The 24,187-nt window shown below is 41.5% G+C and carries 20 protein-coding genes; 2 read left to right on the top strand and 18 right to left on the bottom strand.

Features of this window, described 5'->3' with window-relative positions; genetic code table 11:
- Positions 1-7 precede the first annotated feature (7 nt).
- The 11 genes from LI288_RS00775 to LI288_RS00725 all read right to left on the bottom strand — a co-directional run bounded on the left by LI288_RS00775 (position 8) and on the right by LI288_RS00725 (position 12,590).
- Complete coding sequence (locus LI288_RS00775; RefSeq protein WP_227089127.1) at positions 8-1,171, bottom strand: DUF6070 family protein; 1,164 nt, start codon at positions 1,169-1,171, stop codon at positions 8-10.
- Positions 1,125-1,289, bottom strand: a complete 165-nt coding sequence (locus LI288_RS00770; RefSeq protein ID WP_227089126.1) for a hypothetical protein — start codon at positions 1,287-1,289, stop codon at positions 1,125-1,127. The genes LI288_RS00775 and LI288_RS00770 overlap by 47 nt, the downstream gene beginning before the upstream one ends.
- Entirely contained in the window at positions 1,276-2,517 is a 1,242-nt protein-coding gene (locus LI288_RS00765) for a DUF6070 family protein (RefSeq protein WP_227089125.1), read from the bottom strand. Before LI288_RS00765 ends, LI288_RS00770 begins: the two co-directional genes overlap by 14 nt.
- On the bottom strand, positions 2,465-4,576 hold the full coding sequence (locus LI288_RS00760) for a penicillin-binding transpeptidase domain-containing protein (protein WP_227089124.1): 2,112 nt from the start codon (positions 4,574-4,576) through the stop codon (positions 2,465-2,467). The genes LI288_RS00765 and LI288_RS00760 overlap by 53 nt, the downstream gene beginning before the upstream one ends.
- 431 nt (positions 4,577-5,007) lie before the next feature.
- Entirely contained in the window at positions 5,008-5,940 is a 933-nt protein-coding gene (locus LI288_RS00755; protein ID WP_227089123.1) for a hypothetical protein, read from the bottom strand.
- A gap of 63 nt (positions 5,941-6,003) precedes the next feature.
- Positions 6,004-6,150, bottom strand: a complete 147-nt coding sequence (locus LI288_RS00750; RefSeq protein WP_227089122.1) for a hypothetical protein — start codon at positions 6,148-6,150, stop codon at positions 6,004-6,006.
- Between the two features lie 154 nt (positions 6,151-6,304).
- Positions 6,305-7,687 carry a 23S rRNA (uracil(1939)-C(5))-methyltransferase RlmD gene (gene rlmD / locus LI288_RS00745; protein ID WP_227089121.1) on the bottom strand — a complete coding sequence of 461 codons (1,383 nt, stop codon included), beginning with the start codon at positions 7,685-7,687 and terminating at the stop codon, positions 6,305-6,307.
- Between the two features lie 125 nt (positions 7,688-7,812).
- Positions 7,813-8,091, bottom strand: a complete 279-nt coding sequence (locus LI288_RS00740) for a DUF4366 domain-containing protein (protein ID WP_349154825.1) — start codon at positions 8,089-8,091, stop codon at positions 7,813-7,815.
- A gap of 58 nt (positions 8,092-8,149) precedes the next feature.
- Positions 8,150-10,672, bottom strand: a complete 2,523-nt coding sequence (locus LI288_RS00735) for an ATP-dependent helicase (protein ID WP_227089120.1) — start codon at positions 10,670-10,672, stop codon at positions 8,150-8,152.
- Positions 10,673-10,914: 242 nt separating this feature from the next.
- The gene (locus tag LI288_RS00730) at positions 10,915-11,877 is read right to left on the bottom strand and encodes an SPFH domain-containing protein (RefSeq protein ID WP_227089119.1); all 963 of its coding nucleotides are present in this window, start codon (positions 11,875-11,877) and stop codon (positions 10,915-10,917) included.
- A 29-nt stretch (positions 11,878-11,906) separates the two neighbouring features.
- The gene (locus LI288_RS00725) at positions 11,907-12,590 is read right to left on the bottom strand and encodes a PspA/IM30 family protein (RefSeq protein ID WP_022432972.1); all 684 of its coding nucleotides are present in this window, start codon (positions 12,588-12,590) and stop codon (positions 11,907-11,909) included.
- A 241-nt stretch (positions 12,591-12,831) separates the two neighbouring features.
- Here LI288_RS00725 and LI288_RS00720 point away from each other — a divergent pair, with 241 nt between their 5' ends.
- The gene (locus tag LI288_RS00720) at positions 12,832-13,524 is read left to right on the top strand and encodes a DUF1836 domain-containing protein (RefSeq protein ID WP_227089118.1); all 693 of its coding nucleotides are present in this window, start codon (positions 12,832-12,834) and stop codon (positions 13,522-13,524) included.
- Between the two features lie 181 nt (positions 13,525-13,705).
- Here LI288_RS00720 and LI288_RS00715 read toward each other — a convergent pair whose 3' ends face one another.
- The 4 genes from LI288_RS00715 to LI288_RS00700 all read right to left on the bottom strand — a co-directional run bounded on the left by LI288_RS00715 (position 13,706) and on the right by LI288_RS00700 (position 18,728).
- On the bottom strand, positions 13,706-14,020 hold the full coding sequence (locus LI288_RS00715) for a YerC/YecD family TrpR-related protein (protein ID WP_227089117.1): 315 nt from the start codon (positions 14,018-14,020) through the stop codon (positions 13,706-13,708).
- A gap of 86 nt (positions 14,021-14,106) precedes the next feature.
- Positions 14,107-14,811 (bottom strand): phosphatase, encoded by a 705-nt coding sequence (locus LI288_RS00710; RefSeq protein ID WP_022432975.1) that lies wholly within the window; start codon positions 14,809-14,811, stop codon positions 14,107-14,109.
- Positions 14,812-14,977: 166 nt separating this feature from the next.
- Complete coding sequence (locus LI288_RS00705; protein ID WP_227089116.1) at positions 14,978-16,024, bottom strand: transglutaminase domain-containing protein; 1,047 nt, start codon at positions 16,022-16,024, stop codon at positions 14,978-14,980.
- Between the two features lie 49 nt (positions 16,025-16,073).
- A complete protein-coding gene (locus tag LI288_RS00700; protein ID WP_227089115.1) occupies positions 16,074-18,728 on the bottom strand; it encodes an ABC transporter ATP-binding protein/permease in 2,655 nt (884 codons plus the stop codon).
- A gap of 370 nt (positions 18,729-19,098) precedes the next feature.
- Between LI288_RS00700 and LI288_RS00695 the strand changes: the two genes are divergently transcribed.
- Positions 19,099-20,238, top strand: a complete 1,140-nt coding sequence (locus LI288_RS00695; RefSeq protein WP_227089114.1) for a cell wall hydrolase — start codon at positions 19,099-19,101, stop codon at positions 20,236-20,238.
- Positions 20,239-20,333: 95 nt separating this feature from the next.
- Here the strand turns inward: LI288_RS00695 and LI288_RS00690 are convergent, their stop codons facing one another.
- The 3 genes from LI288_RS00690 to LI288_RS00680 all read right to left on the bottom strand — a co-directional run bounded on the left by LI288_RS00690 (position 20,334) and on the right by LI288_RS00680 (position 24,165).
- A complete protein-coding gene (locus tag LI288_RS00690) occupies positions 20,334-21,962 on the bottom strand; it encodes a glycoside hydrolase family 43 protein (RefSeq protein ID WP_227089113.1) in 1,629 nt (542 codons plus the stop codon).
- A gap of 306 nt (positions 21,963-22,268) precedes the next feature.
- On the bottom strand, positions 22,269-23,483 hold the full coding sequence (locus LI288_RS00685) for an LL-diaminopimelate aminotransferase (protein ID WP_022432980.1): 1,215 nt from the start codon (positions 23,481-23,483) through the stop codon (positions 22,269-22,271).
- Between the two features lie 166 nt (positions 23,484-23,649).
- Entirely contained in the window at positions 23,650-24,165 is a 516-nt protein-coding gene (locus LI288_RS00680) for a hypothetical protein (protein WP_227089112.1), read from the bottom strand.
- Positions 24,166-24,187: the final 22 nt, after the last annotated feature.

Here is a 24,187-nt window from a genome sequence, read left to right as displayed (position 1 = left end):
TTCGAAATCACCTTTGCTGTGTTTTTGCTATTGACGGCAATTCCAATTCTATTTGCTCTATAGAATTAGAAAGATACCTGAAAGTTCCGTCTTCAAACGGCTGAACTACAACCGTATTCCGAAAAGCGAGGTCAGAATTATAATCCGGCCATACACCATCCACAATAAGTGTGAGCGTTCCATCCGCATTTTTCGTATAATCAACTACTTCTCCGAAAGGCGGATATGGTCTGGCATAAATCATTTCATATTCATAACTGTTGCTGCCCTCATCATACCCACACTTTTCTCTCAATTGTTCCACAGATACCGGAAAATAAGTGGTCATTATCCTTTCATATTCCTCTGCCGGAATCTTCCAATCTTTAGTTTTGAGATTTTCGCCTGTATAAATCCGATAGATATCTTCATACATACAAGGCATCAGTATGTCCTCCACATTGCTTCTATCCCAGTTGGTAACAAGCACATTGTAATTCACATAGCTTAGTCCTGATATGTATTCTTGCGTCAATTTCCGGCATTCTTCCGAAAGTGGTTCTATTCTCCAATACTGTCTCAAACTTGCATGTGCAATCACATATTCATACGCATAGATAAAATACCCTTTTTCCGTAAGTTTAATTTCAGCCACATTATTTACCGAAGTTCCCTGTATCTCCGGCATACCTCCTTCTTTCCACCGGATTCCTATGTAATAGGTCTGTAACTCACCTTTCCGATAGATAAAAGTAAATGCTCCAATCAGTCCGTCCCGCTGCACTTGGAATACGGTAACCATTGAATCCTGCCTATTCAGATAATCTGCGTAAAATATTTCTATCTTTTCAGGGTTCTGCATATTAGTATCTTCTTCAACACTTACCAAACCGGCCGCTCCTAACTGCTCCACAACCGTTTTCCGTTGTTCGCTTGTAAATTCACTAACACCGGAGGAATAATTCGCAGCATCTTTAATTATCACATTTTTATAGATTTCTTTAACCGATTCTGCCGCCGACAAAACTGTACTTTGCAGCTGCTCTTTTTCCTCTTCCGAAATAAGACAATCACCAGCTTGTGGAATAAACCAATATGCTGAATCTGTAAAAGTTTCCGTATCATTTTCTTCTTCCGTTATCATTTCACTGTCCCCGATTTCCGCCGGAGGCTCCCATACTTCCTCTGCCACCTTCCGTTTTTCCGTGTGCAGCTTTCCCCAACAGATCACTCCTGCAATTAGCAACATCAAAATCAAAAATCCCCATTTCTTCAACAACCATTTTACATCTTCCATCATTCGCCTCCATACAGTTCTTCCCATTCCTCTGCTGTCAAACGGGGGGTGTGCCATGTTTCCTCACTATTATCCTCGGAAGGTATGATCCGATTAGATACATATTGTACTCTGCCATCCTCCAAAGGACGAATCACAATCTCGTGAGCATATACTTTGGAATTTCCCGAATATGGAAATACCACATTAGCAGTAAGTGTAATTGTTCCATCACTGTTCTCCGTATACCCGATTACTTCTGAATATGGGTATTCCGGGTACTCTACTTCTTCAAACCCCCTCGGCTTGTATTCATAGGTCGAATCCTCCGAATAATAGACCGTTTTTGATTGCAGCGTTTCACTGTCAATATTGAAATATTTCATAATAACGCCTTCAAATTCCTCTTTTGGAATCCGATAAACTGCACCGACTGTCAGGTTGTCATTTGCAGCATAGGGAACACACTCTCCATTTTCTTTTTGATAAAGAATGTCATACATATCATAAAAATCCAAATCTCCAAAATCGTCTTCGCTCCAATCCACAATGAACATATTATTCTGTTCAAAGCTGATAGAGTTGAGATATTTCCGGCTCAGTTCCCTATATGTTTCATCCAATGGCTGTACTCGTAATGCGGTATGCTCCTCTACTCCACTCAATGTAAGAATGTACAATTTTTCTGAAAACCAGACACCGGAAAACATCAGGTAACCCTCTTCTGTATAATTCCAATACTCCGCCTGATAGCTTCCAGTAACTTCTCTTTGCAATCCCCCGTCTTCATACTTGTAATAGCTTCTGACCACATCTACATTTCCGTCTTTTGTATGCAAATCATATTTTACAAATCCGTCCAAATAACTGATTTCAAGAATTGTTAATTCTGCTTCTTCCTGTGCATCCACTTTTTTGCAAAATTCCAATACCTGCTCCGCTTCCGTCATATTCACTTGATTTCTGTTGTCAACAGCCGGATATCCATTTTCTCCAAGACGATTTACAATACCTCGAATTGTTTCCAAATCAGCCAACTTATTTTCCTCTGCAGCCTTATCATAAATATTGATACAGATGTTTATAATTTTTTCTGCATCCTCCTGAGATTCATCTGGAACAGCTTGAACATCAATTACTGTTTCCGAAACTGTATCTTCTTCCGGGGGTGTATCGCTACACCCCGAAATACTAAATATCAGTACAAAACTAATGACTGCTAAACCACTCTTCCAGAACCAGGCTGTCTTTCTTAACAACATATCCGCTTCCTCCTCTTCCTTTCACATCTTCTACCATGCTGATAATCAATATCGGACATTCTATATCTTTCTCTGCTGTGTAAATAGCAAACCATCCTAATTCCGTACCGGACGTATCCTCTTTTGATGCCTTGATTTCTGCTGTTCCTGTCTTTCCTGCCAATACAATGTCATCTCGATGGGCTGCATATCCGGTTCCAGTAGAATCATTCACAACTTTCTTTGTTCCTTCTAACACCCGGCTTGCTGTCTCATTAGAAAATGCTCCTGGAATCCAATACTCAATTTCCGCTTCATTCTGATATACCAGATAAGGCTTTATGATATTTCCCTCATTACAAAAAGCAGAATAGATACATGCCATGTGTAATGGATTCACTAAAATCTGCCCCTGACCGTAACCACTGTCAGCTAACTGTATTTCCGTTTTAATGCCATCTGTATTGGAAAACTGCGACTCTGCCATCTTAATCTCAAATGGCAGTTCCTCATTAAAACCAAGTCCAGTCAAAGAACTCTCCATCTCCTCGGAACCAATCTTTAATGCTGCTTTTGCAAAATAGATATTGTCAGAATAAATCAGGGCATTCTCTAAAATAACTGGCTCATACGCATGAAGTGTTGTTACATAATAAGACCCCCACGATGCATCCTTTTGCCAGCTTAATCCTACATTCCCGTAATCTTCTGTTGGATTGATTGCTCCTGATTGTAAACCAATCGCAGCTATAATTGGTTTGAATGTAGATCCCGGACACCATACTTGACGAAAACGATTATACATAGGTTTATCTTCATCTTCGTTAAGTGCAGTCCACTGCTCACTGGAAAGTCCCATAATAAAATCGTTATTATCATAGGATGGAGTGCTGACCAAAGCCAATATCTCTCCGCTATACGGATTCATAGCAATCGAGCAACTTTTATCTTCCTTAAACTGCTCATATAAAGAACTCTGCAAATTAGCATCTATCGTCAGCTTAATATCATGACCATCCTGTACTAAAATATAAGCAAGTTCTTCTTTCTCTTTACCTTCCGAATTTACAATACAAACTCGGCAACCGTTTTTCCCTTTCAGTTCTTTCTCAAACAGACCTTCCATTCCACTTTTGCCAATTACACTATTGGCTGTATATCCTTCTCCTGCATGTTCCTCTAAATCTTCTGCTGTAACGCTTTGAACATATCCCACCAAATGTGCAGCCGTTTCCCCTAATGGATATTCACGCACTTCAACATCAGATATCATCACTCCGGGAATCTCCAGCAATGTTTCATGTCTTTCATTTTCTTTCAGTACCTTTGGGTCCGGTTTATACTTCATTAATTCGATTTTTTCAACCTTCGGTATTGTTTTAATTGGTACAAAAGAATCATCCTTTACCCACTTCGCGGACAGTTTCTTTTCTATCACTTCTGGTGCAATTTCCAATAGTTCTGCAATCTTTGCAATAGCTTCCTCTTTGTTTTCCAACTTTCTCGGAACAATACCAACGGAAGATGCTGTACCTTCTCCCGCAAGAACACGTCCGTTCCTATCCAGAATTTCTCCTCGTTCTGCCTGAATAGTAGAAACCCTTACTTTATCTGTACAAGTCAGATTTGGAAAAATCATAGAATCATCCCAAACCAACTTGTATCCGTCTTCGCCCTTTAGGAAAAGTGCTTCATTCTCGAAGCTGATAGTTCCTGCAACTGTATCGAAAGCAGTCTGGTAGGTTACCGACATTTGCTCCTCATCATATGAAATAATCTCTACTACCATATTCCGGGCTTCTATACCCTCATAAATAGCTGAATTGCGTTTTATGAAAGCCTCCTGACTGATATTTCCCGATGCCTCAATGTGAAGCATCGCATACATTTCTTCATACTCCTGTTTTGGAATATGACGTATGTACTCCACCAGAAGTTCTTCCGGTGTCCTCCATGCATTCTTCTTTGTTACCAACATTCCTGCCACGCATACTGCAGATATTCCTATAACAGCAATCGCAATCCATAGGAGTCTGCTTCTTGTTTTCTTTCGCTTGTCTCTGTTTTTTCCTTTCTTCATATTGACCTCCATTCATTTTGCTTTGCTGATATGGTCATATTCTATTTTCAATGTTCGTATCCACTCTTAAATATTACATCAGTAAGATTTAGAAGTCAAGTTATCTTTATATAAAAAGGCTTCTGCCGGGAAGTATCATACATTTTCGCAAAAGCGATACCATTTAGCAAAAGCCTATTATTTAGCAGAGTTTCAAAACACCCCACTGCTTCAATATTCAAATGTTTCATTCAAAAGACCCGAAAACACACATCCATTTTCTTTCCTTAATCTCCCACAAACCGCAGAAAATCAAGGTTTCTTTGAAAGCAGACAAACGGTTTCAATATTCCCCTGAACTTTGATTTTATACTGCATAGCGAAAGTATGCAATAGGTTTTCAAAGTGGGGTAATGGCTTTATCCTCTTTTATACGCTTAAAATCAAACCGCTTATACTGTAGTTTCATCATCTAAAAGTAACATTTGCCTTATGTCATATACATTGCCTGTTATATTATAATAAATAAATTTTCTCTCATCTGGTGCAGTCCATTCTTTCTCTTGATAAAATCTAAAGTTTGCATATGTAATAATTTTACAATCACTTTTATCTCTGAATTGCTCATAAATTTGATTATTTTCAAAATAAACTGCTATTGCAACACGTTTATTTTCTTCATCTGAAACCGTTTCATATTTGATACAAAATCTCCCAGTCTGGTACTCAGAAATTGATTTTATATATCCTACTACGCAAATTGGGTGATATACTTTCTTATTTGTCAAATATCTCCGCAATCTACTGAAGTCATTTTCATTTTCCGAATCAAAATAGAAATTTTTCCATGGAACTAAATAGGGGTTATCTTTCCAATCATAATATTGCAAATTAATTTTATCCTCTAAATCTGAATTACACTCAACCAATGCTCTTAGTTTCATTATCTGATTCATTGTAGATAAATAAGCTGTTTTCTTTCCTCTTGGAATATAATTATGCCTTCTTTTTCCATGTCCTGATTCATCTGATAAATTCTTGCTTTCCTTTTTATCTTCACCTTGTGATACAATCATCAATCTTACCACATATTTGTTATCTTGCACCGACATTAATTCATCATCTGCACAATCTGCATGTATGTTTAGTATTGCTCCATCAACAGTATATTTGCATCCCTGTCTATGTTCTTCCCCACCTTTTAAGCGAAAATATTTTTGTACTATAATTTTTCTTTCACCTAAATCTCTTTCATGAGAATTCACAAAACTTACATTTGCATCGCAATAATAGCATTTCAAATCACCATATTTTTTATTAACATCATATTCATTAATTTTAAGTTCTTGCCCATTGCATCTTACCTTATTCATCTTAATTCCCATACGTCATACCTCACAACATTCCGAATCTTTTTATCTATAGTTGCCTGCTCTTTAATATTTCTCTTAAAGAATAAAATTCAAGATCATATATGGATTACTTTCATTTGATAATTCTCTAATTTTTTCTTTTCTTCCCATATACAAAAAATTCATAATATCATTAAATTCCGTTGTTTCTAAATCATCTCCTGCTAATATTCCTTCTATCACAAATTTACTTTTGCCAAAAAGTATCCTTTCGCCAAATTATATATCATCCGTTCCACAAAGCCTATCCCATGGGGTAAATCAGTTTCCTCATAGCCACTCTGCAGAAACAGAAACACACATCTATTTTTCTGCCCAAATCGCAGAAACCTTTGATTTATTGAGCTTTTCTCGACAGAAGGCAGACCGTCTCCACATGCACCGTATTCGGAAACATATCCACACAGCAGCTTTTTATAACCTTATATCCTCTCTGCTGTAACACCGCCAAATCTCTTGCCAGTGAAGTCGGTTTGCAGGAAATGTAGACCATGCTGTCCACACCGTAATCAATAATCTTCTCCAGTGCTTTCGGATGGATGCCGTCACGCGGCGGGTCTAACATGATAAAGTCCGGGCGATCTGTGATATTATCGAGTGCTTTTAACACATCATCTGCGATAAATTCACAGTTGTCCAGTCCGTTTCTTTCTGCATTTTCTGCGGCTGCTGCCACAGCTTCTTCCACAATTTCAACACCGATAACCTTTTTGGCAACCGGCGCAAGAATCTGTGCAATTGTTCCCGTGCCGCTGTATAAGTCAAAGACCACCTTGTCCTTTGTCGTACCGACATACTCACGTGCCTTGGAATACAGCACCTCTGCTCCCAGTGAATTGGTCTGGAAAAATGAAAATGCCGTAATTTTAAAAGTCAGTCCGAGCAGTTCTTCTTCAATGTAATCCCTGCCGTAAAGTACCGTTGTACCCTCATTTTTGACAACATCGGCGACACTGTCATTGCGTGTATGTAAAAATCCCGTCAGTGTACCGGAAAGCGGCAGTTCCCGTAAAATCCCCGCCAGTTCTGCCATATCAAACTCTATCTGTGTCGTTGTCACAACATCCACTAAAATCTGCTGTGTCTTTACGGCTTTGCGCACCAGCAGGTGGCGCAGATAGCCTTCATGGGTCATTTTATGGTAATACGGAAGTTCCTTTTTCCGGCAGTATTCAAGCACCGCCGTTAAAATTTTATGATAATCTTCATCAACGATTTTACAGCCGTCCACCGTCACAATGTCATACATGCTGTTGCGCTTATGCAGACCTAATGCCAGTTCGCCGCCCTTTACTTCATCACCGAATGAAAATTCCATTTTATTGCGGTACGCTTCCTGACACGGGCTTCCGATAATGCCTTCAAAGTTTAATTCCCCGTCAACCGCTTCCGACAGCAGTTTATGAACCTGTGCTTCTTTCATCTTTAACTGTTCTTCATACTGCACACTCTGGTAGACACAGCCGCCGCATGTTCCGAAATGCTTACATCTGTCTGCTGTTTCTGACGGTGCATTTTCAAGCACCTGAAGCAGTCTGCCTTCACATTTGCCGCCGCGCTTTTTATTGACCATAAACCGGACCTTCTGTCCCGGAATTGAATTTTTTACAATAACCTTTTGTCCGTTATCTTCAGGATTTTCCGACTCTGTAAATACCACCGCCTTATTGGGAAAATCCACATGCTGTACGCGTCCTGTATATGTTTCGCCTTTTTTCATGAATACCTCGCTCTTGCTTTTTTTTATTTTCCTGTTCTGCCATAATCATAAATTTTCTTAAAAAATACCACTGACTGATACTCCAGCCAGTGGCATCCTTGTAAACTTTTTCACTTACGATTGGATTAGTCTTCATCCTCGAAGTCATCTTCCTCAAAATCGTCGTCTTCAAAATCATCATCGTCAAAGTCTTCCAGATAATCCGGTGTGAAATATCTGTAAACCGCATAAGCAATCGCTGCGACTGCCGCAACTGCACCGATGACTGCAAGCACTGCAATCACGCAGTTGCTCTTTTTCTTTTCTTCCTCGGCTTCTTTTTTGTTTAAAAGCTCATTGAGTCTGCTTGCTGCAATAAGTTCTTCTAATTTATCCTCAATCTTATCTCTGCTCATCATCATCATAGCCCCTTTCTTTTCACGTATATTCTATTGTCATTATAGCATATGCCTGCCCGATTTACTACTGTTTTTTTAATTTTGCAAACCCTGCAAGCATTTTTTTTGTGCCAAATTCTTCAAACTGGACTGTCACCATATAATCACGCATACCGTCTTCGATAGCAAGCACCTGTCCGGTTCCGAATTTGACATGGGAAACGGTATCGCCGACCTGATAGCCAAGCCCTGTCCCGCCTGCTGCCTGTCCTGACGGCTTGACTGCCCCCGCCGCTTTCTTTGATGGCATGCTATAGGACGTTGCGGTTTTTGCCGGCTTTTTTAAATCAAATATGTCCATCGGAAATTCTTTCCCAAAACCGACTTTTTTATTCGGCTGTGCAAAGTTTCCTGTACCGTAATTAGTCGGTGTCCTGCCGTAATTTGTGGCATAGGTACTGCCGATGCCTTTTTGTCCGCTGATTGCAACCTTTTTATTACCCTGACCGTAAGTGGTTGTTCCGCTTCCGTAGCGGGACAGTGCCGCTTTGGCATTGGCACGGAAGTCAAACCGTCCCTGTGATTCCCCGCTGTCTTCTCCGCCAAAGGAAAGGGCACTTTTCTTACTGCCGTAACTGTGATTTTCAACCTCTAAAAGATTTTCAGGAATCTCCTTTACAAAACGCGACACCTTATTCATCTGTGTTTCGCCGTGAATCATACGCGTCTTTGCCGCACTGATATTGAGTTCCTTCTGTGCTCTTGTAATGCCGACATAACACAAACGGCGTTCTTCCTCGACTTCTGTCGGGTCATCGGACATAATCGTCATGTAGCTTGGGAACAGTCCGTCTTCCAGTCCTGTCATGTATACAATCGGAAATTCCAGACCCTTTGCGCTATGCAGTGTCATTAACATGACCTGATTGCCGTCCTGATCCAGATTATCAATATCTGCAATCAGTGCCACCTCCTCAAGGAATCCACTGAGTGTCGGAGCTGCCTGCGGATTTTCTCCATCTGTCTGCATTTCTGAAAAATCGCCTTCCGTCTGTTCCTCATAGCTGATGATTTTATTCATAAATTCATCGATATTTTCCTGTCTTGCTTCAACTTCTTCCTTGGTTTCGTTTTCCGCAAGTGCTTCCATATACCTCGTATCTTCAAGAATTGTTTCTGTCAGTTCGCGGATAGACAAAAACTGCTTCTTTGCCTGAAATCCCAGAATCAGTGTCACAAAGGATTCAATCTTTGAAAGTCCCCTGCCGATATTCGGAATTTCTGCGGCATTGCACAAGGCATCCCAGAACGTCATATCGTTGGCATCGGCAAACTCCTGTACACGTTCCAGTGTTGTCGCACCGATTCCGCGCCGCGGTACATTGATAATTCTTTTCACCGCCTGCCCGTCCATACCGTTATCTATCGTCTTTAAATACGCAAGAATATCTTTGATTTCTTTTCGCTGATAGAAATTAATACCGCCGTAAATGCGGTATGGCACATTTCTGACTATCAGTTTTTCTTCCAGCAGACGGGACTGCGCATTGGTACGGTAAAGAACCGCAATATCATTATAATTCCAGCCGTCCCGCACACAGGCACAGATATTTTCCACCACACCTTCCGCTTCTTTATAAGCATCTTCATAAATGCGGAAATGAATCTTGTCCCCTTTGCCGTTTTCCGTCCACAGCTTTTTAGACTTTCTTCCGATATTATGCGCAATCACCTCATTTGCCGCAGAAAGAATGGTCTGTGTCGAACGGTAGTTCTGTTCCAGTTTAATCACCTTTGCACCTGGAAATGTATTTTCAAAATTTAAAATATTGCCGATATTCGCCCCTCTGAATTTGTAAATGGACTGGTCATCATCACCGACCACACACAAATTGCCGTATTTTTGTGCCAGCTTGCTAATCAGACGGAACTGTGATGTATTCGTATCCTGATACTCATCGACCATGATATAACGGAAACGCTCCTGATACGCTTCCAACACTTCCTCATCACGGTTTAACAGTTCAACCGTCTTAAATATCAAATCGTCAAAATCCAGCGCATTATTTGCTTTAAGTGTCTTCTGATACTCTCTGTATACACCGGCAATTCTTTTGGCATTGTAATCGCCCCCGGCATTCACTTCCATTTCATCCGGCGAAATCATTTCATCTTTGGCAGATGAAATCGCACTCATAATTGTGCGCTCTTTCAGCATTTTTGTATCGATGTTTAATTTTTTACAGGCATCCCGGATTACGCTTTTCTGGTCGTCCGTATCATAAATCGTAAAATTGGTCTGATACCCGATTCTGTCTATGTAACGGCGAAGAATCCGCACACAGGTCGAATGAAAGGTACTTACCCACACCTGACTGCCGCAGTCCGTTACCTTTTCCACACGTTCACGCATTTCTGCGGCGGCTTTGTTGGTAAATGTAATTGCTAAAATATTATATGGGCTGATTCCACATTCATCAATCAGATATGCAATGCGGTTTGTCAAAACACGTGTTTTTCCCGAACCTGCCCCGGCAATAATTAACACTGGCCCCTCTGTCTGTTTTACCGCCCTTTTCTGGCAGTCATTTAATCCATCTAAATTCAAACCGTTCCTCCATTCCTGCGTGTATACAGTTTCTTTATGACTATCCTGCCCAAAGATGTACACACTGCATACGCACTGTTTCAAGTATGTGTCATTATAAACAAAAAAGAGCTGTCATGCAAGTATTCCAAAAATACTTTTATGCATAACAGCTCTTTTTATATCACCCTTATCAAGAGCTTTCCCCGCTTGACTGCACATTTGTCCGCTTTCGCGAAAATAAAACAGCCGCCGCCGGATTTTTATACTAATTTATGTCCGCAGTTGGAACAGAATTTTGCACCGTTTGTCGGTGAACCACACTCCGGACAGAACTTCGGTGCACTGCCTGACGTACTGCTTTGTGCCGCACCTGTACTCTGTGGCGCGCTGCTCATGCTGTCCATCATCTGTCTGCCCATCTGTAATCCCATCTGCATATTCATCATATCCACACCGATGTTAGAGGACTTACCATTGCTCATGTTGTCCGCCATTGCCATCTGTGCATACTTATTCATGTCGCCCACCATAGACTGGGAAGCGGCTTTGTTCTGCATCTTCTGTACTTCTTCCGGATACGAAAAGCTTGAAATGTTAAAGTCGGTAATGGTCAGTCCAATCTTAATCATCTGCATATCAAGGTCTTCTTTAATCCCTGCTGAGATATCATACGCATTGGCTTGAAGATTAAACATATCCTTGCCTTCTTTAGAAATCCACTTCATCAGAAGCTGGTCTAAAACAGCAACAACACGTTCCCTGACATCGTCAACCGTGTACATCTGCTTCACACCCGCCACTTTATCAATTAATGCAAGATAGTCATCGACCTTAATGTTAAATGTACCAAACGCACGGATTGGCATACCGCCCGGAAGTGACGGTGCCGGAATGGCTATCGGATTTTTTGTGCCCCATTTTACGGTAAATTCCTTTGTATTCACAAAAAGAACTTCTGCACGCACACCGCTGTTAAATCCGAACTTAAAGCCTTTTAAAGTTGACAGAAACGGAATGATATCGGATTCAATATCAAAGCTTCCTTCATCCTTAAAAATACCTTCTATCTTACCATTGTACATAAAAATGGCATCCTGTCCTGCACGGATAATCAGGCGGCTTCCTTTTTTAATCTCACGGTTCGTCCATTTCCAGAAAATACAGTCATCTCTGTATTCTTCCCATTCTACAACATTTGCAAGCTGTTTTCCAAATAACCCCATGACTTTTCTCCATTCTGCTGTTATTTATATTATAAGCCCATCTTTGCCTTTAATGCTGCCAGTTCATCATCTACTGCTGCATCCTGTGGTGCTGAATCATACTTTGCTGCAAGATTGTCAATATCAGAATCTTCCTGTGACTGGTTTAACTCTGCCATTGCATTGGCTTCATCTAACATCTTATTGGCTTTTGCTTCCATCTTGCTAAAAGCTGCCATACTGTTGTTTGCACCTGTCACACTTGAACCGATGCTGTTTAAACGTTCCTGTGCCTTAGCTGTCGCAACTTTTGCCTTGATTGCTGCCTTTCTTGATTCTAAGGATTCAATATCCTTTACAAGCTTATCATGCATCTGGCGCATCTTTGCCGCATTGGCTGCTGCCGCTTCATAAGACTGCTGTAATGCTGTCTGTGTAGATACCAGCTGCTGCTTCTTTTCAAGGAACTTACGTGCATCTGCTTCATTCCCTGCTGTCAGTGCCTTTTCAGCATATGACTGCATTTTATTAACCTGCTCTGTACATTCGTCAAGTTCTCTCTTGGCTCTTGTTTCCTCTGCCATAACAGAAGCTGTTTCTGCCTTTACCTTACCCAGATCACTTTCAAGGTTGCGCATGTACTGGTCAATCATCTTTTCCGGATCTTCGCATTTGTCCAGTAAAGCATTGATGTTCGCAGACATAATATCCTTAAATCTTGTTAAAATTCCCATAGTAAATATCCTCCATTCTACCCATTGGTACACAATTATTACCGGGCACTTATCTATCTGCCCCATGAATTACAGTATATTATATTTCCCCTATTTTGTCACGCAATATTGCATAAATTTCATTAATTTTATAACAATTTTTCAAACAATTACAGGTGTTTTATATCCGCCCCTTGCTATCTAGTTTTAAATACTATATAATGTCATATAGCTACTGTTATGTGAATGGAGATGACAAGTTATGAATACTGAATATACACAATTTGTTGCTACGCTGTTAAAGCGACTGGCGAAGTTAAATTATATCAAGCCGGGCGAGGTGCCGAATATCGACCTCTATATGGATCAGGTCACAACTTTTATGGACGAGCATTTAAGCGACTGCAAACGCCGTGAGGACGATAAGATTCTGACAAAGACGATGATTAACAATTACACGAAGAATAATCTTTTACCGCCGCCGGTAAAAAAGAAATATTCCAAGGAGCATTTATATGTCCTGACATTTATTTATTACTTTAAAAATCTGCTCTCTATCAGTGATATACAGGCCCTGTTAAATCCGCTGACCGAACAGTTTTTTGAAGGAAATGATACCGGCAGCTTAGACGACATCTACAAGCAGATTTATAATCTGTGCAAGGGAGAGATTTCCGGCATTTCAAAAGATGTCCTTGAAAAAGCGCATCTTTCGGAGGAAGCCTTTTCTACCGTTGAAGATACAGACAGCCGCGAATTTTTACAGTTCTTTTCTTTGGTATCTTTACTGAGTTTTGATGTTTATATGAAGAAAAATATTATTGAAAGTCTGATTGACGACTTTGCTTCGCGCAGCCAGCAGGAAGTGCCGCACACAAAGTCTGAGCGCAAGGCGGAAAAGGCGGAACGCAAAGCCGAAAAAGCCGAGCAGAAAAGCCGCAAAAATGAAAAATAAAATTTAAAAATATAAAGCATGGAAAGAAAGCTGCTTTTAATCATGCAGAATTTTTACGAAGTAACCAAAAACGGAATGTGATCAGCTTTGTGCTTCTTCACATTCCGTTTTTTATAGCCTTGCCGGAGATTGACGTTCAATCCCTTCTCCGGGCAAAATATGTACCTGTTCCGTAATGTTTTTATTCCTGCTGTCTTTCTTCGCCTTCCGGAATCTGTAACCGTTCAAATACCTTTTCATAACCGTCGCTGCCGTAATTTAACGAGCGGTTTACACGGCTGATGGTTGCTGTAGAAGCGCCTGTCTTTTCCGCAATGTCCAGATAAGTCTTTTTTTCACGCAGCATCTTTGCCACCTCAAAACGCTGTGAAAGTGACAGCAATTCATTAATTGTACAGAGGTCTTCAAAAAATGCAGCACACTCCTCTTTATTCTCAAGACTTAAAATTGCATCAAATAACTGCTCTACCGCAGGTGTTTTTAATTTACTATTCATAACTGCCCCTTTTCTGTGCTGATAAACTCGCATCAGCATTTTTTCAAAAGTTCCAAACAATACCGATATTTTAACACATTAGCACGTTATAGTAAAGCAGTAAATCTGTCCAAATCCAAATTTGCAATCAGTTGATCCGGAAAATGCACTTCTTTTAACAGCTCTTCCGCATACGAAAAATTGCAGATATCCTCTTCGACATGGGCATCACTGCCAAGTGTTATCATGACACCGTGTTCCATACACAGCTTTAACATACAGAGGTCATTTTCCCGTGCGCCGCTGCGCGGTCCGTCAGGTTTTAATGATGTATTGTTTAATTCGAGAAACTTGTTGTTTTGCTTTGCCGCACGCACCACCGTTTCAAAGTCCACCGGATACCGGCTGTCATCCGGGTGCCCTATGATGTCAACCAGCGGATTTTCAAGAACCTGCACCAGTGCCTGCGTATTCTGCTCCTTTGTACCGGGGCAGATACATGGAATATGAAAGCTTGCAATAACAATGTCCATTTTTTCAAGCAGTGTGTCCGGCATATCCAGTGTTCCGTCATAGTCCATAATATTGGCTTCACAGCCAAACAGACGGCGCACGCCGAATTTTTCCCGCGGCAGGACCTTAAAGTTGCTGAAATACAGTTTGCCGCAGCTGCCCGGCATTTTCGGCGTATGCTCCGTAAACGCAATAGCAGGCAGCCCGATTTGTGCTGCCTTTCTTGTCATTTCATCTATTGTGTTATAAGCGTGTCCGCTTGCAATCGTATGCGTATGTGTATCAATTAAATATTTCATTTTAATCCCCATTCCGCAGGCATTTTAATGCCGGAGGAATCGCGAGCCAAATCTTATTTGGCTCTGCGATAAATAGCAACTTTGTGATGCCTGCGGCACAAAGTGCTGTGTAAAAAATCAGCACATCAGTGTGATTTTTTACACTAATCTCCGTTCCACAGACATTTTATTTGCACTCCGGCAGATTCACCGACAGTTCCCTGCGCGTATGGTCTACAGAAATTGCTTTATCTGAAAGATTAAAGTACGCAAAGGAATATGTATTGGATACATCTCCAAGAGAGTCGTCCCACGACAAATCCACATTATAATACTTTCCGTCAATATAGACAATATTCCATGCGTGATAACCGCCGTTAGCATATCCGGTGCAGAAATAACACGGAATATTTAACTGCTGCATAATATACTGAAATGCCCTCGAATATCCGGCACACACCGAGCTTCCGTTAATGAATACGCTGTATGCACTCTGGTTCATGTCTGAATTTTCATCATAGACACACATATTCTGAAGGGCTTTATAAACATACTGTTCCTTGTCAAGGTCGGTCGTAAGCGAACTGGCGCCGTTAATCACCTTCGCCGCCGCATTTAAAAACTTCTGTCTGGCAGACTGCAGTGTCTGTGCCGTTTCATTGTATTTTAACATCACGGAAATGACCGCTCCCTTGCTGGTGTACCCGTAGCTGTAGCCGGTATCCAGCCAGAACAGCTCCGGGTGATCGTTAAAGACCGCATTCATGACATTTTTAATACTGCTCTGATCAAGCTGACGGCACAGTGTCACACTTTCCTTTAATTCCAGTGCTGCCCCGTACACCTGGTCATAAACTTCCTTCTGTGTATCCGAAAGCATGGCTCTGTACGGATACATATTTTCAGGAAAATCATAAGATGCCGCCGGTGTCGTATCCGTCTGCTGGGATTTGCTGTCTTCCACAAGCTGTCCGGTTCCCTGTACCGGCTGATAATCAGACTTTACCGTATCATTCGTTTTTTCACTTCCGGCTCCGCCGGCGATGTCTGCTTCTACTGTCGCTAAAACATCTCCGAGATTGGTTATGGTTTCCTTTGTAAGACTCTGACCGCCTGCTGATGTATTGACTGCATTTTCAATACCGGCTGAATATTCCTGCGCAATAAAATATGTCCCGCCAACCAGTATTAAAATGAGTATTGAGGCTCTTAAAAATTTGTAAACGTTCCTCATGACTGCTTCCTTTATTCCTAATAATTCCGTGCGTATCGCAAATGCTTTATTATTCTGTACGCAGTGCTACTACCGGATCTTTTTTCGCTGCCATCTTCGCCGGAACAAATCCGGCAATCAGTGTCAGCACCATACTTATTATAACAAGGATTACGGCACCTGCAACAGGAAGTTTTGCAACTCCTGCAATTGTTGTCACATTTTCAATAATCCGGTTCGCCGGAATACACAAAATCAGTGTAATCACAATACCCAGTGCACCGGATACAAAGCCTTCAATCAGTGTTTCGGCATTAAATACACGGGAAACATCCTTCTTTGATGCACCGATACTTCTTAAAATACCGATTTCCTTTGTTCTTTCAAGTACGGAAATATACGTAATAATACCTATCATAATAGAAGAAACAACGAGTGAAATCGCAACAAACGCAATCAGTACCGCTGAAATCGCCGTAATAATCGTGCTTACGGAAGACATCATAATGCCAACATAATCGGTATAATTAATCACATCTTCATCTCTGCCCTCATCAGTTGCTTTCTTATTATAATCGCTGATAATATCTTCCAGTTTTTCCTTGGCCTCAAAGCTCGCAGCATATAAATCAATTTCTGACGGGTTGTCTTCGTTTGTAATGCCTAACTTTTCTTTGTTGCCCTCAAATGTGGCTTCTGTTGTCTGTGCCTTTAAAGACTGCGAAAACTGCTGCAAAATCTGTTCTTCTGTCATCTGGCTCATGTAAGCCTGCATCTGTGCCTGTTCCTGCTCTGAAAGCGTTGCAACATATGCATTGACATCATCCATTGTAATCGGTGTATCCTTGTCATTGTCAAACGGGATTCCCGTAAAAATATCGGTTGTTTCATCGGCAAGCTGAGCTTTTGCCACTTCACTGTCGTTGACACCCTGCATCAGATACTGCATCAGTTCCTTTGTATAACCTACACCGCTCCGGATTGCCGTGTTGACCGCATCTTCTTTCTGACGGATAATACCGCACACCTGAATCTGTGTGCCGTTGTCTACTACATTTTTCATATACGTTTCATCTTCACGCATATCTTCCCAGATGTCTTTTTCTGCGTTGTACCGGTAATAATCGGTTGGCAGAATCATCTGGAATTTCTTATCTAAAATTTCATCATAAGTATACTCTGTTTCCTCGGTGTCATAGGTTTCGCCTGTCATCATGCGCTTATACATCGCCGTTACCTCGTCAGGGTCTTTAAAGCCCAGTGAATACAGGGTATAATCATCAATTTCGTTGTTCTCATCAACAACTAACACCACTTCGTTGTACTGCTGCGGCCATCTTCCCGCTACCATATCATACTGGGAATCCAGTAAATCCTGATTGCCCGGCAGCTGGTTCCATACATCTGCATTGGTATACATCGCACTCATGCTGCCCTGTGAAGTGTTCGTACCGTAAATCGTATTCATAATAGTGCTTGGATTTAGCTGTGTCACACCGTCGCTTGTGTCTGTATCGTAAATATTGATATCAACATTGTAGCTGTACCGGATATCACTTGCATATGTTGAAATCTCATCTTTATTATCATCTATATACTTTTTAAAGGATTTTAAATTATTATTTTTCACATCGGAAATCATGGTATTCATCATTTCCGACATAATCATATTACTGTACACTTTATCCTTGTCATGGTCAACAGAATCCTTATCAGACCCGGTCATCATTTCAATCATGCTGCTGATATCCATGGTCTGGGACTGTAACTGGACCGGATAACTCGACAGTGTATCGCGCTGTACCCTGTCAATATAGTCCTGAATACCGTTTGAAATGGAAAGAATCAACGCAATGCCGATAATACCGATACTTCCGGCAAATGCGGTAAGCAGGGTACGGGTCTTTTTGGTCATCAGGTTATTCATACTAAGAGAAAGCGCTGTAAAAAAGGACATCGATGTCTTTGCTTTCTTTTTCTTCTTTCCTGTCTGTGCATCTGAAAGCTTTTGCTCCTTTTCCTGTATATCCGCTTTCATCTGTTCTTCACTGTAAGCATCGGTATCGTCTGTAATCTGTCCGTCTAAAAGGCGGATAATTCTTGTTGAATACTGCTCTGCCAGTTCAGGATTATGCGTAACCATAATAATCAGACGGTCTTTGGCAATTTCTTTTAAAATCTCCATAATCTGTACGCTGGTTTCTGTATCCAATGCGCCTGTCGGCTCGTCTGCCAGTAAAATATCCGGGTCATTTACCAATGCTCTTGCAATCGCAACACGCTGCATCTGTCCACCGGACATCTGATTGGGTTTCTTGTGAATCTGTTCCTTTAAGCCTACTTTTTCCAGTGCTTCTATTGCGCGCTTTCTGCGCTCTGACTTGGATACACCGGATAAAGTCAGTGCCAGTTCGACATTGGCAAGCACGGTCTGGTGCGGTATCAGGTTATAACTCTGGAAGACAAATCCAATCGAATTATTGCGGTATGCATCCCAGTCACGGTCCTTGAATTTCTTCGTAGAACGTCCGTTAATCTTTAAATCACCGCTTGTATACTGGTCAAGCCCCCCGATGATATTTAACATAGTTGTTTTTCCGCAGCCGGACTGTCCCAGAATTGATACAAATTCGCTGTCGCGGAAACGCAGATTAATTCCCTTCAATGCCGTTACCCTGGTATCTCCGGAAATATAATCCTTTACGATGTTGTTTAATTCAAGCATCTTTTTTCCTCTCTTTACGTTTTTTCGGTTTATTTTGATTTTCTAACAACTTACTTCTTCATTATTTCACGTTTCTGCTGAAATGTCTATGCCTCTGCCTGAATAATGCTTAATTTTATTATTTTTTATGAATTTCCTCTTAAAACAGGAGATATTTTACTGTAATATTTTATTATGTATCGTGATATAAATAATACCATGTTTAAAAGTTCCAAACCCACATGTGCCTGTCCGCCGGTGAAAAAAAAATCGAACCCCGCCCCATAAAGCATAAAAGTGGTTTGACGCTTGCATTTTTGTGGTCTGCATTTTATACTGATACCAGCATAAATGATTGGAATAACGATTAGATTGTAACAGGAGATTTGCATTGAATAATAAGAAAAAGTTAAAACAATTCATGATTTGTCTGTGCTGTGTATTTTGCAGTACCGCATTGACCATTCCTTATCTGTCCTATGCAACCACGCAGGACGATTTAGACAATGCCAACCGGGAACTGGAAAGCTTAAAGGCACAACAGCAGAGTCTGTCTGCGGATTTATCCGAAATTGACAGTCAGCTCCAGAGCGCCGGAAGCCGTTTATCTTCCTTAGAAGAACAGATTGATGACAAACAGGCAGATGTTGATGCCTTAAATGAAGAACTGCTGTCGCTGTCCCAGACAATGGACGAACAGTACGATTCCATGAAACTGCGTATCCGGTATATGTATGAACGCAGCAGCTCGGATGTGATTGAACTGCTGTTAACTTCCCAAAGTATGAGTGAACTTTTGTTAAAAAGCGAATACATTTACCAGTTATCACAGTATGACCGTGATATGTTAGATGAGATGGAAGCCAATTATGAACGCCAGCAGGCAGCAAAAGAACAGCTGGATACCGAGGTTTCCGAACTGTCGTCCTTACGGGAAGCTGCTTTAAATGAACAGGAAAATTTAAAGACACTGCTTGCAAAAACCCAGCAGGATTTTGATACGTCTTCCAACAACGTATCCGAGGCCGAAGCTGCCGCACTTGCCTATGAAAAAAAGCTTGAAGAAGAAAAGCTGGCACAGGAACGCGCAGAAGCCGAGGCCGCAAGCCGCGCGGCTGCCGCCGCAGGGAATAATAATTCCGGCAGCGGTGACATTACTTCTAATATTAATAAAACACCGATTTCATATGACACCTCTGACCTTGCCATGCTTGCCGCAATTATCGAATGTGAAGCGGGCAACCAGTCTTACGAGGGTAAGTTAGCTGTCGGAAGTGTTGTTGTAAACCGTGTCAACAGCCCACGTTTTGCCAACTCCATTTCCGGTGTCATCTATGCTTCCGGACAATTTACACCGGTTGCCAGCGGTCGTTTTACGATTGTGCTCTCCCGCGGTGCTTCCGCTTCGTGCGTTCAGGCGGCGCAGGAGGTTTTAAACGGAAATGTTACGATTAATGCGCTGTATTTCCACGTATACCGCAGCGGTATCGACACCTATGGCACGGTGATTGGCGACCATATTTTCTACTGATTGAATAAAAAAGTCCTTTGTAAAAGAAATGCTCCATTATCATCTGACTTTGGCTCATTCTTTTGCAAAGGACCGCTTTATAAAATATCGCTCTACTAATCTTCTTTTGGCATATATTCCACAGAATCTACAAGTACATATCCTGTCTTGTCATTTTTTACGGTGTTGTCATGGGCACAGAAAATGCCGTTTTTCACACCGACCCATCTGCCTGCTTTGGAAGCAAATGAAAAGGCTTTTTCATAGTTTTTGCCGTCAAAACTTAATTCCAGTGTTAATTCCTCGACCGGTGCTGCTTTTACAGGAAGATTTAACTCCATGTGGTCAATATGACCGGTGCATTTTACCGTGTAACGGAATGTCACTGTTTTCCCGGTATCCTTAAAATCACTTTCGGACAGTTCAAAATCATTGCTGTTTTGTGTTGTATACGGCATATCACAGTCAAAATACTGTGTTCCCAAAATCTGTCTGACCGTATATTTGTTATCCCGCTTTTCAACCGCCAGCGCGCCGTATTCCGTTCCCAGTGATACAACGCCTGCCACATCGCCGTTTTCCATGCCGGAAAGCTGCATTTTCGTCACACAGGTAAATTCCGGTGCCGGCCATTTCTGTAACAGCAGATTGCGGTAATCACTAACCGGTCGGAGCGGCACAGTATCCAGTGCATTTAACTTTAACTTTGATCCGGTAAGCTCATACCAGTCCTTCTGGGGATTGGCATTCCACTGCCACTGCATACCGAGTTTATCCGATGTAAAGTCATCACTCGTATCCGGCTCGCAAACCGGATATGAATTACTCTTTCCGATATCCGGCTTTGTGTACTCCATAACCGGTTCGCCGTAATCATTGCCCGGCTTATTGATACCGATTATTGGCCAATCATTTTCCCAGTGCATTGGCTGTAAATGAACAATTCTTCCGCCTGCATAGACATCCTGAAAATGTAAGAACCAGTCCTGACCTGTCACCGTGTCCACCCATGCACCCTGATGAGGACCGTTGACCGGTGAATCACCCTGACGCATTACGACCTTATATTCATACGGTCCAAAAGGATTTTTAGAACGGAGCACTGTCTGCCAGCCGGTCTTTACACCGCCTGCCGGAGCAAATATATAATACCAGCCGTTGCGCTTGTACATTTTCGGACCTTCAATTGTTACCTGATCATTTTCATTGCCGTCAAAAATCTTGACTTCTTCGCCGATTAATCCCATACCGTCCGGCTGCATTTCTACCATATGCAGTACACTCTTGTATCCGATACGGCTCTTTGCAACACCTGCTACCAGATACGCCTTTCCGTCATCATCCCAGAACGGACACGGATCAATCCAGCCTGCTCCCGGACGGATATTCACCGGCTTGCTCCATTTGCCAAACGGGTCTTTTGTTGTTGTCATGTAAATGCCCTCATCCGGCATCGGAAAACATATATAATAGGTTCCTTCATGATACCGGATTGCCGGTGCCCATACCCCGCAGCCATGAATCGGATTGCGGTAACGGAATTCCGGTAACTCGTCCAATGCATAATTGACTACTTTCCAGTTGACTAAATCTTTTGAATGTAAAATCGGCAGCCCCGGTGCATTGCAAAAGCTTGATGCAATCATAAAATAATCTTCGCCGACACGGATTGCATCCGGGTCTGAATAATCTGCGTATAGAATCGGGTTGCGGTACTTTCCATTTCCTAAATCTGCCTGCCACATATTGAAACCTCCATTTTTACTGTTTGATTTACTGCTTTTCATTATTACATGCTTTATTTTATGTTCTGCATTTCTGCACTGTCCTTATCATACACTATTTCCCCGGAAATTGCTATTCATTTTACAAAATTATTTTATAAAAGTTTTTTCACTATTTTGTTTTTAATGTTTTATGCCGTACTGTATCCCGCTTCATACATAAAAATCCACAAATCAGGATTATAAAAATTTATAAAAATACCCGCGGAAATGTCCGGCTTTTCAGCCTGTTCCCGCGGGTGTGTGTATTTAATATTATGATAACAATTAGATTGCCTTAATTCTTTCAAGTGCCTTTACGGTATTTTCATAAGAACCGAAAGCGGTCAGTCTGAAGTAGCCTTCACCACTTGGACCAAAACCTGAACCCGGTGTACCGACAACATTTGCCTTTTCAAGCAGGAAATCAAAGAATTCCCAAGATGTCATGTTATCCGGTGTCTTTAACCAGATGTACGGTGCATTGACACCGCCTGACACGGTATAGCCTGCGGACTTTAAGCCTTCCAGAATTGTCTTTGCATTGTTCATGTAGTATGCAATCTGCTCACCGGTCTGCTTCTGTCCTTCTTCTGTGTAAACAGCTGCACCCGCCTTCTGGATAATATATGGCGCACCGTTAAACTTTGTGCCGTGACGTCTTGCCCAGAGACTGTGTAATGTCACATCACCACTCTTTAAATCTTTTGGAATAACGGTAAATCCAAGTCTTGTTCCCGTAAATCCGGCATTCTTTGAGAAGCTGCGCAGTTCGATGGCACAGGTTCTTGCACCTTCACATTCAAAAATCGTATGCGGTACATTTTCCTCTGAAATGTATGCTTCATAAGCTGCATCATAGATGATAACCGCACCTACTTTATTTGCATAATCAACCCACTTCTGTAATTCGTCCTTTGTAATCGTAGAACCGGTTGGGTTGTTTGGGAAGCAAAGATAGATAATATCCGGTGTTTCCTTTGGCAGCTCCGGCGCAAAATTCGTTTCTGCCGTACACGGCATGTAGATTACATTGCTCCACTTCTGCTGATCCGGTAAATAATCCCCGGTTCTTCCTGCCATTGCATTGGTATCTACATATACCGGGTATACAGGGTCACATACTGCAATTTTATTGTCTACTGAAAAAATGTCGCCAATGTTTCCTGAATCAGACTTTGCACCGTCACTGACGAAAATTTCATCGGCACTGATGTCGGCACCACGTCTTTTATAATCAAAATCTACAATTGCATTTCTTAAAAAATCATACCCTAAATCCGGTGCATAACCGTGAAATGTTTCTGCCTTGCTCATTTCATCAACTGCACCGTGTAATGTATCAATTACAACCGGCGCAAGCGGCAGCGTTACATCACCGATACCCAGTCTTATAATTTCCTTGTCCGGATTAGCAGCCTGAAAGGCTTGAACCTTTTTGGCTATCGTGGAAAACAGATAACTTCCCGGAAGCTTTAAATAATTGTCATTAATCTTAAACATCTCATTCTCCTTCATTTCGTGTACTTCTAAACGTAGCTGCCTGTTCGTCCGACAAGCCGTTATGTCTGAATTATACACCATATTCGTACAGACAACAACTTATAAATATGAGTATTTTTATCAATATATCCGGCTTTTTTTGCATGAATTGCTTTATTTTCTTATCTTATTCAATATTCCTGCTTAATGTTTCATATTCTGCGCTGATTGCCTGTAACACTTCTTTATCACCGCCCGCATTGTCCGGGTGATAAATTTTTAACAATGCCTTATAGCGCTTTTTTAATGCTGCACTGCTGTCAACACCTTTAAAGAAGAGATTTACACCGCTATGACTGATATTCTGTACCATGGCAAACTTTCTTCTGGCCTCACGGTACACCTCATCGCGGTACATCAGCTTGTCGCGCTTAAATTTTTCGCGGTCAATAGCAAGCTGTCTGGTTTCCCGTTCCAGAATCTGCCACTGCTGGTCAAACAGATGCTTCTGATTATCTAACTGCTTTCTTAGCAAATCCAGACTGCGTTTCTGCTTTTCCAGCATCTGCTTCTGAATCTCCACAACCTGCTCTTCTTTCTCTAGCTTTCCCTGCTGCTGCTCCAGATTTTTCCGTAGTTCTTCCAGTCGGATATTTTCTTTAAAAAACCATTTCTTTTTTTCTTCCAATTCCTCATTGTTCAAACAAACACACTCCTTTATCAGC

This window comes from Lachnospira pectinoschiza, from assembly GCF_020564355.1.
Taxonomy (GTDB): domain Bacteria; phylum Bacillota; class Clostridia; order Lachnospirales; family Lachnospiraceae; genus Lachnospira; species Lachnospira intestinalis.
This window is presented reverse-complemented; position numbering and strand designations above follow the sequence as displayed.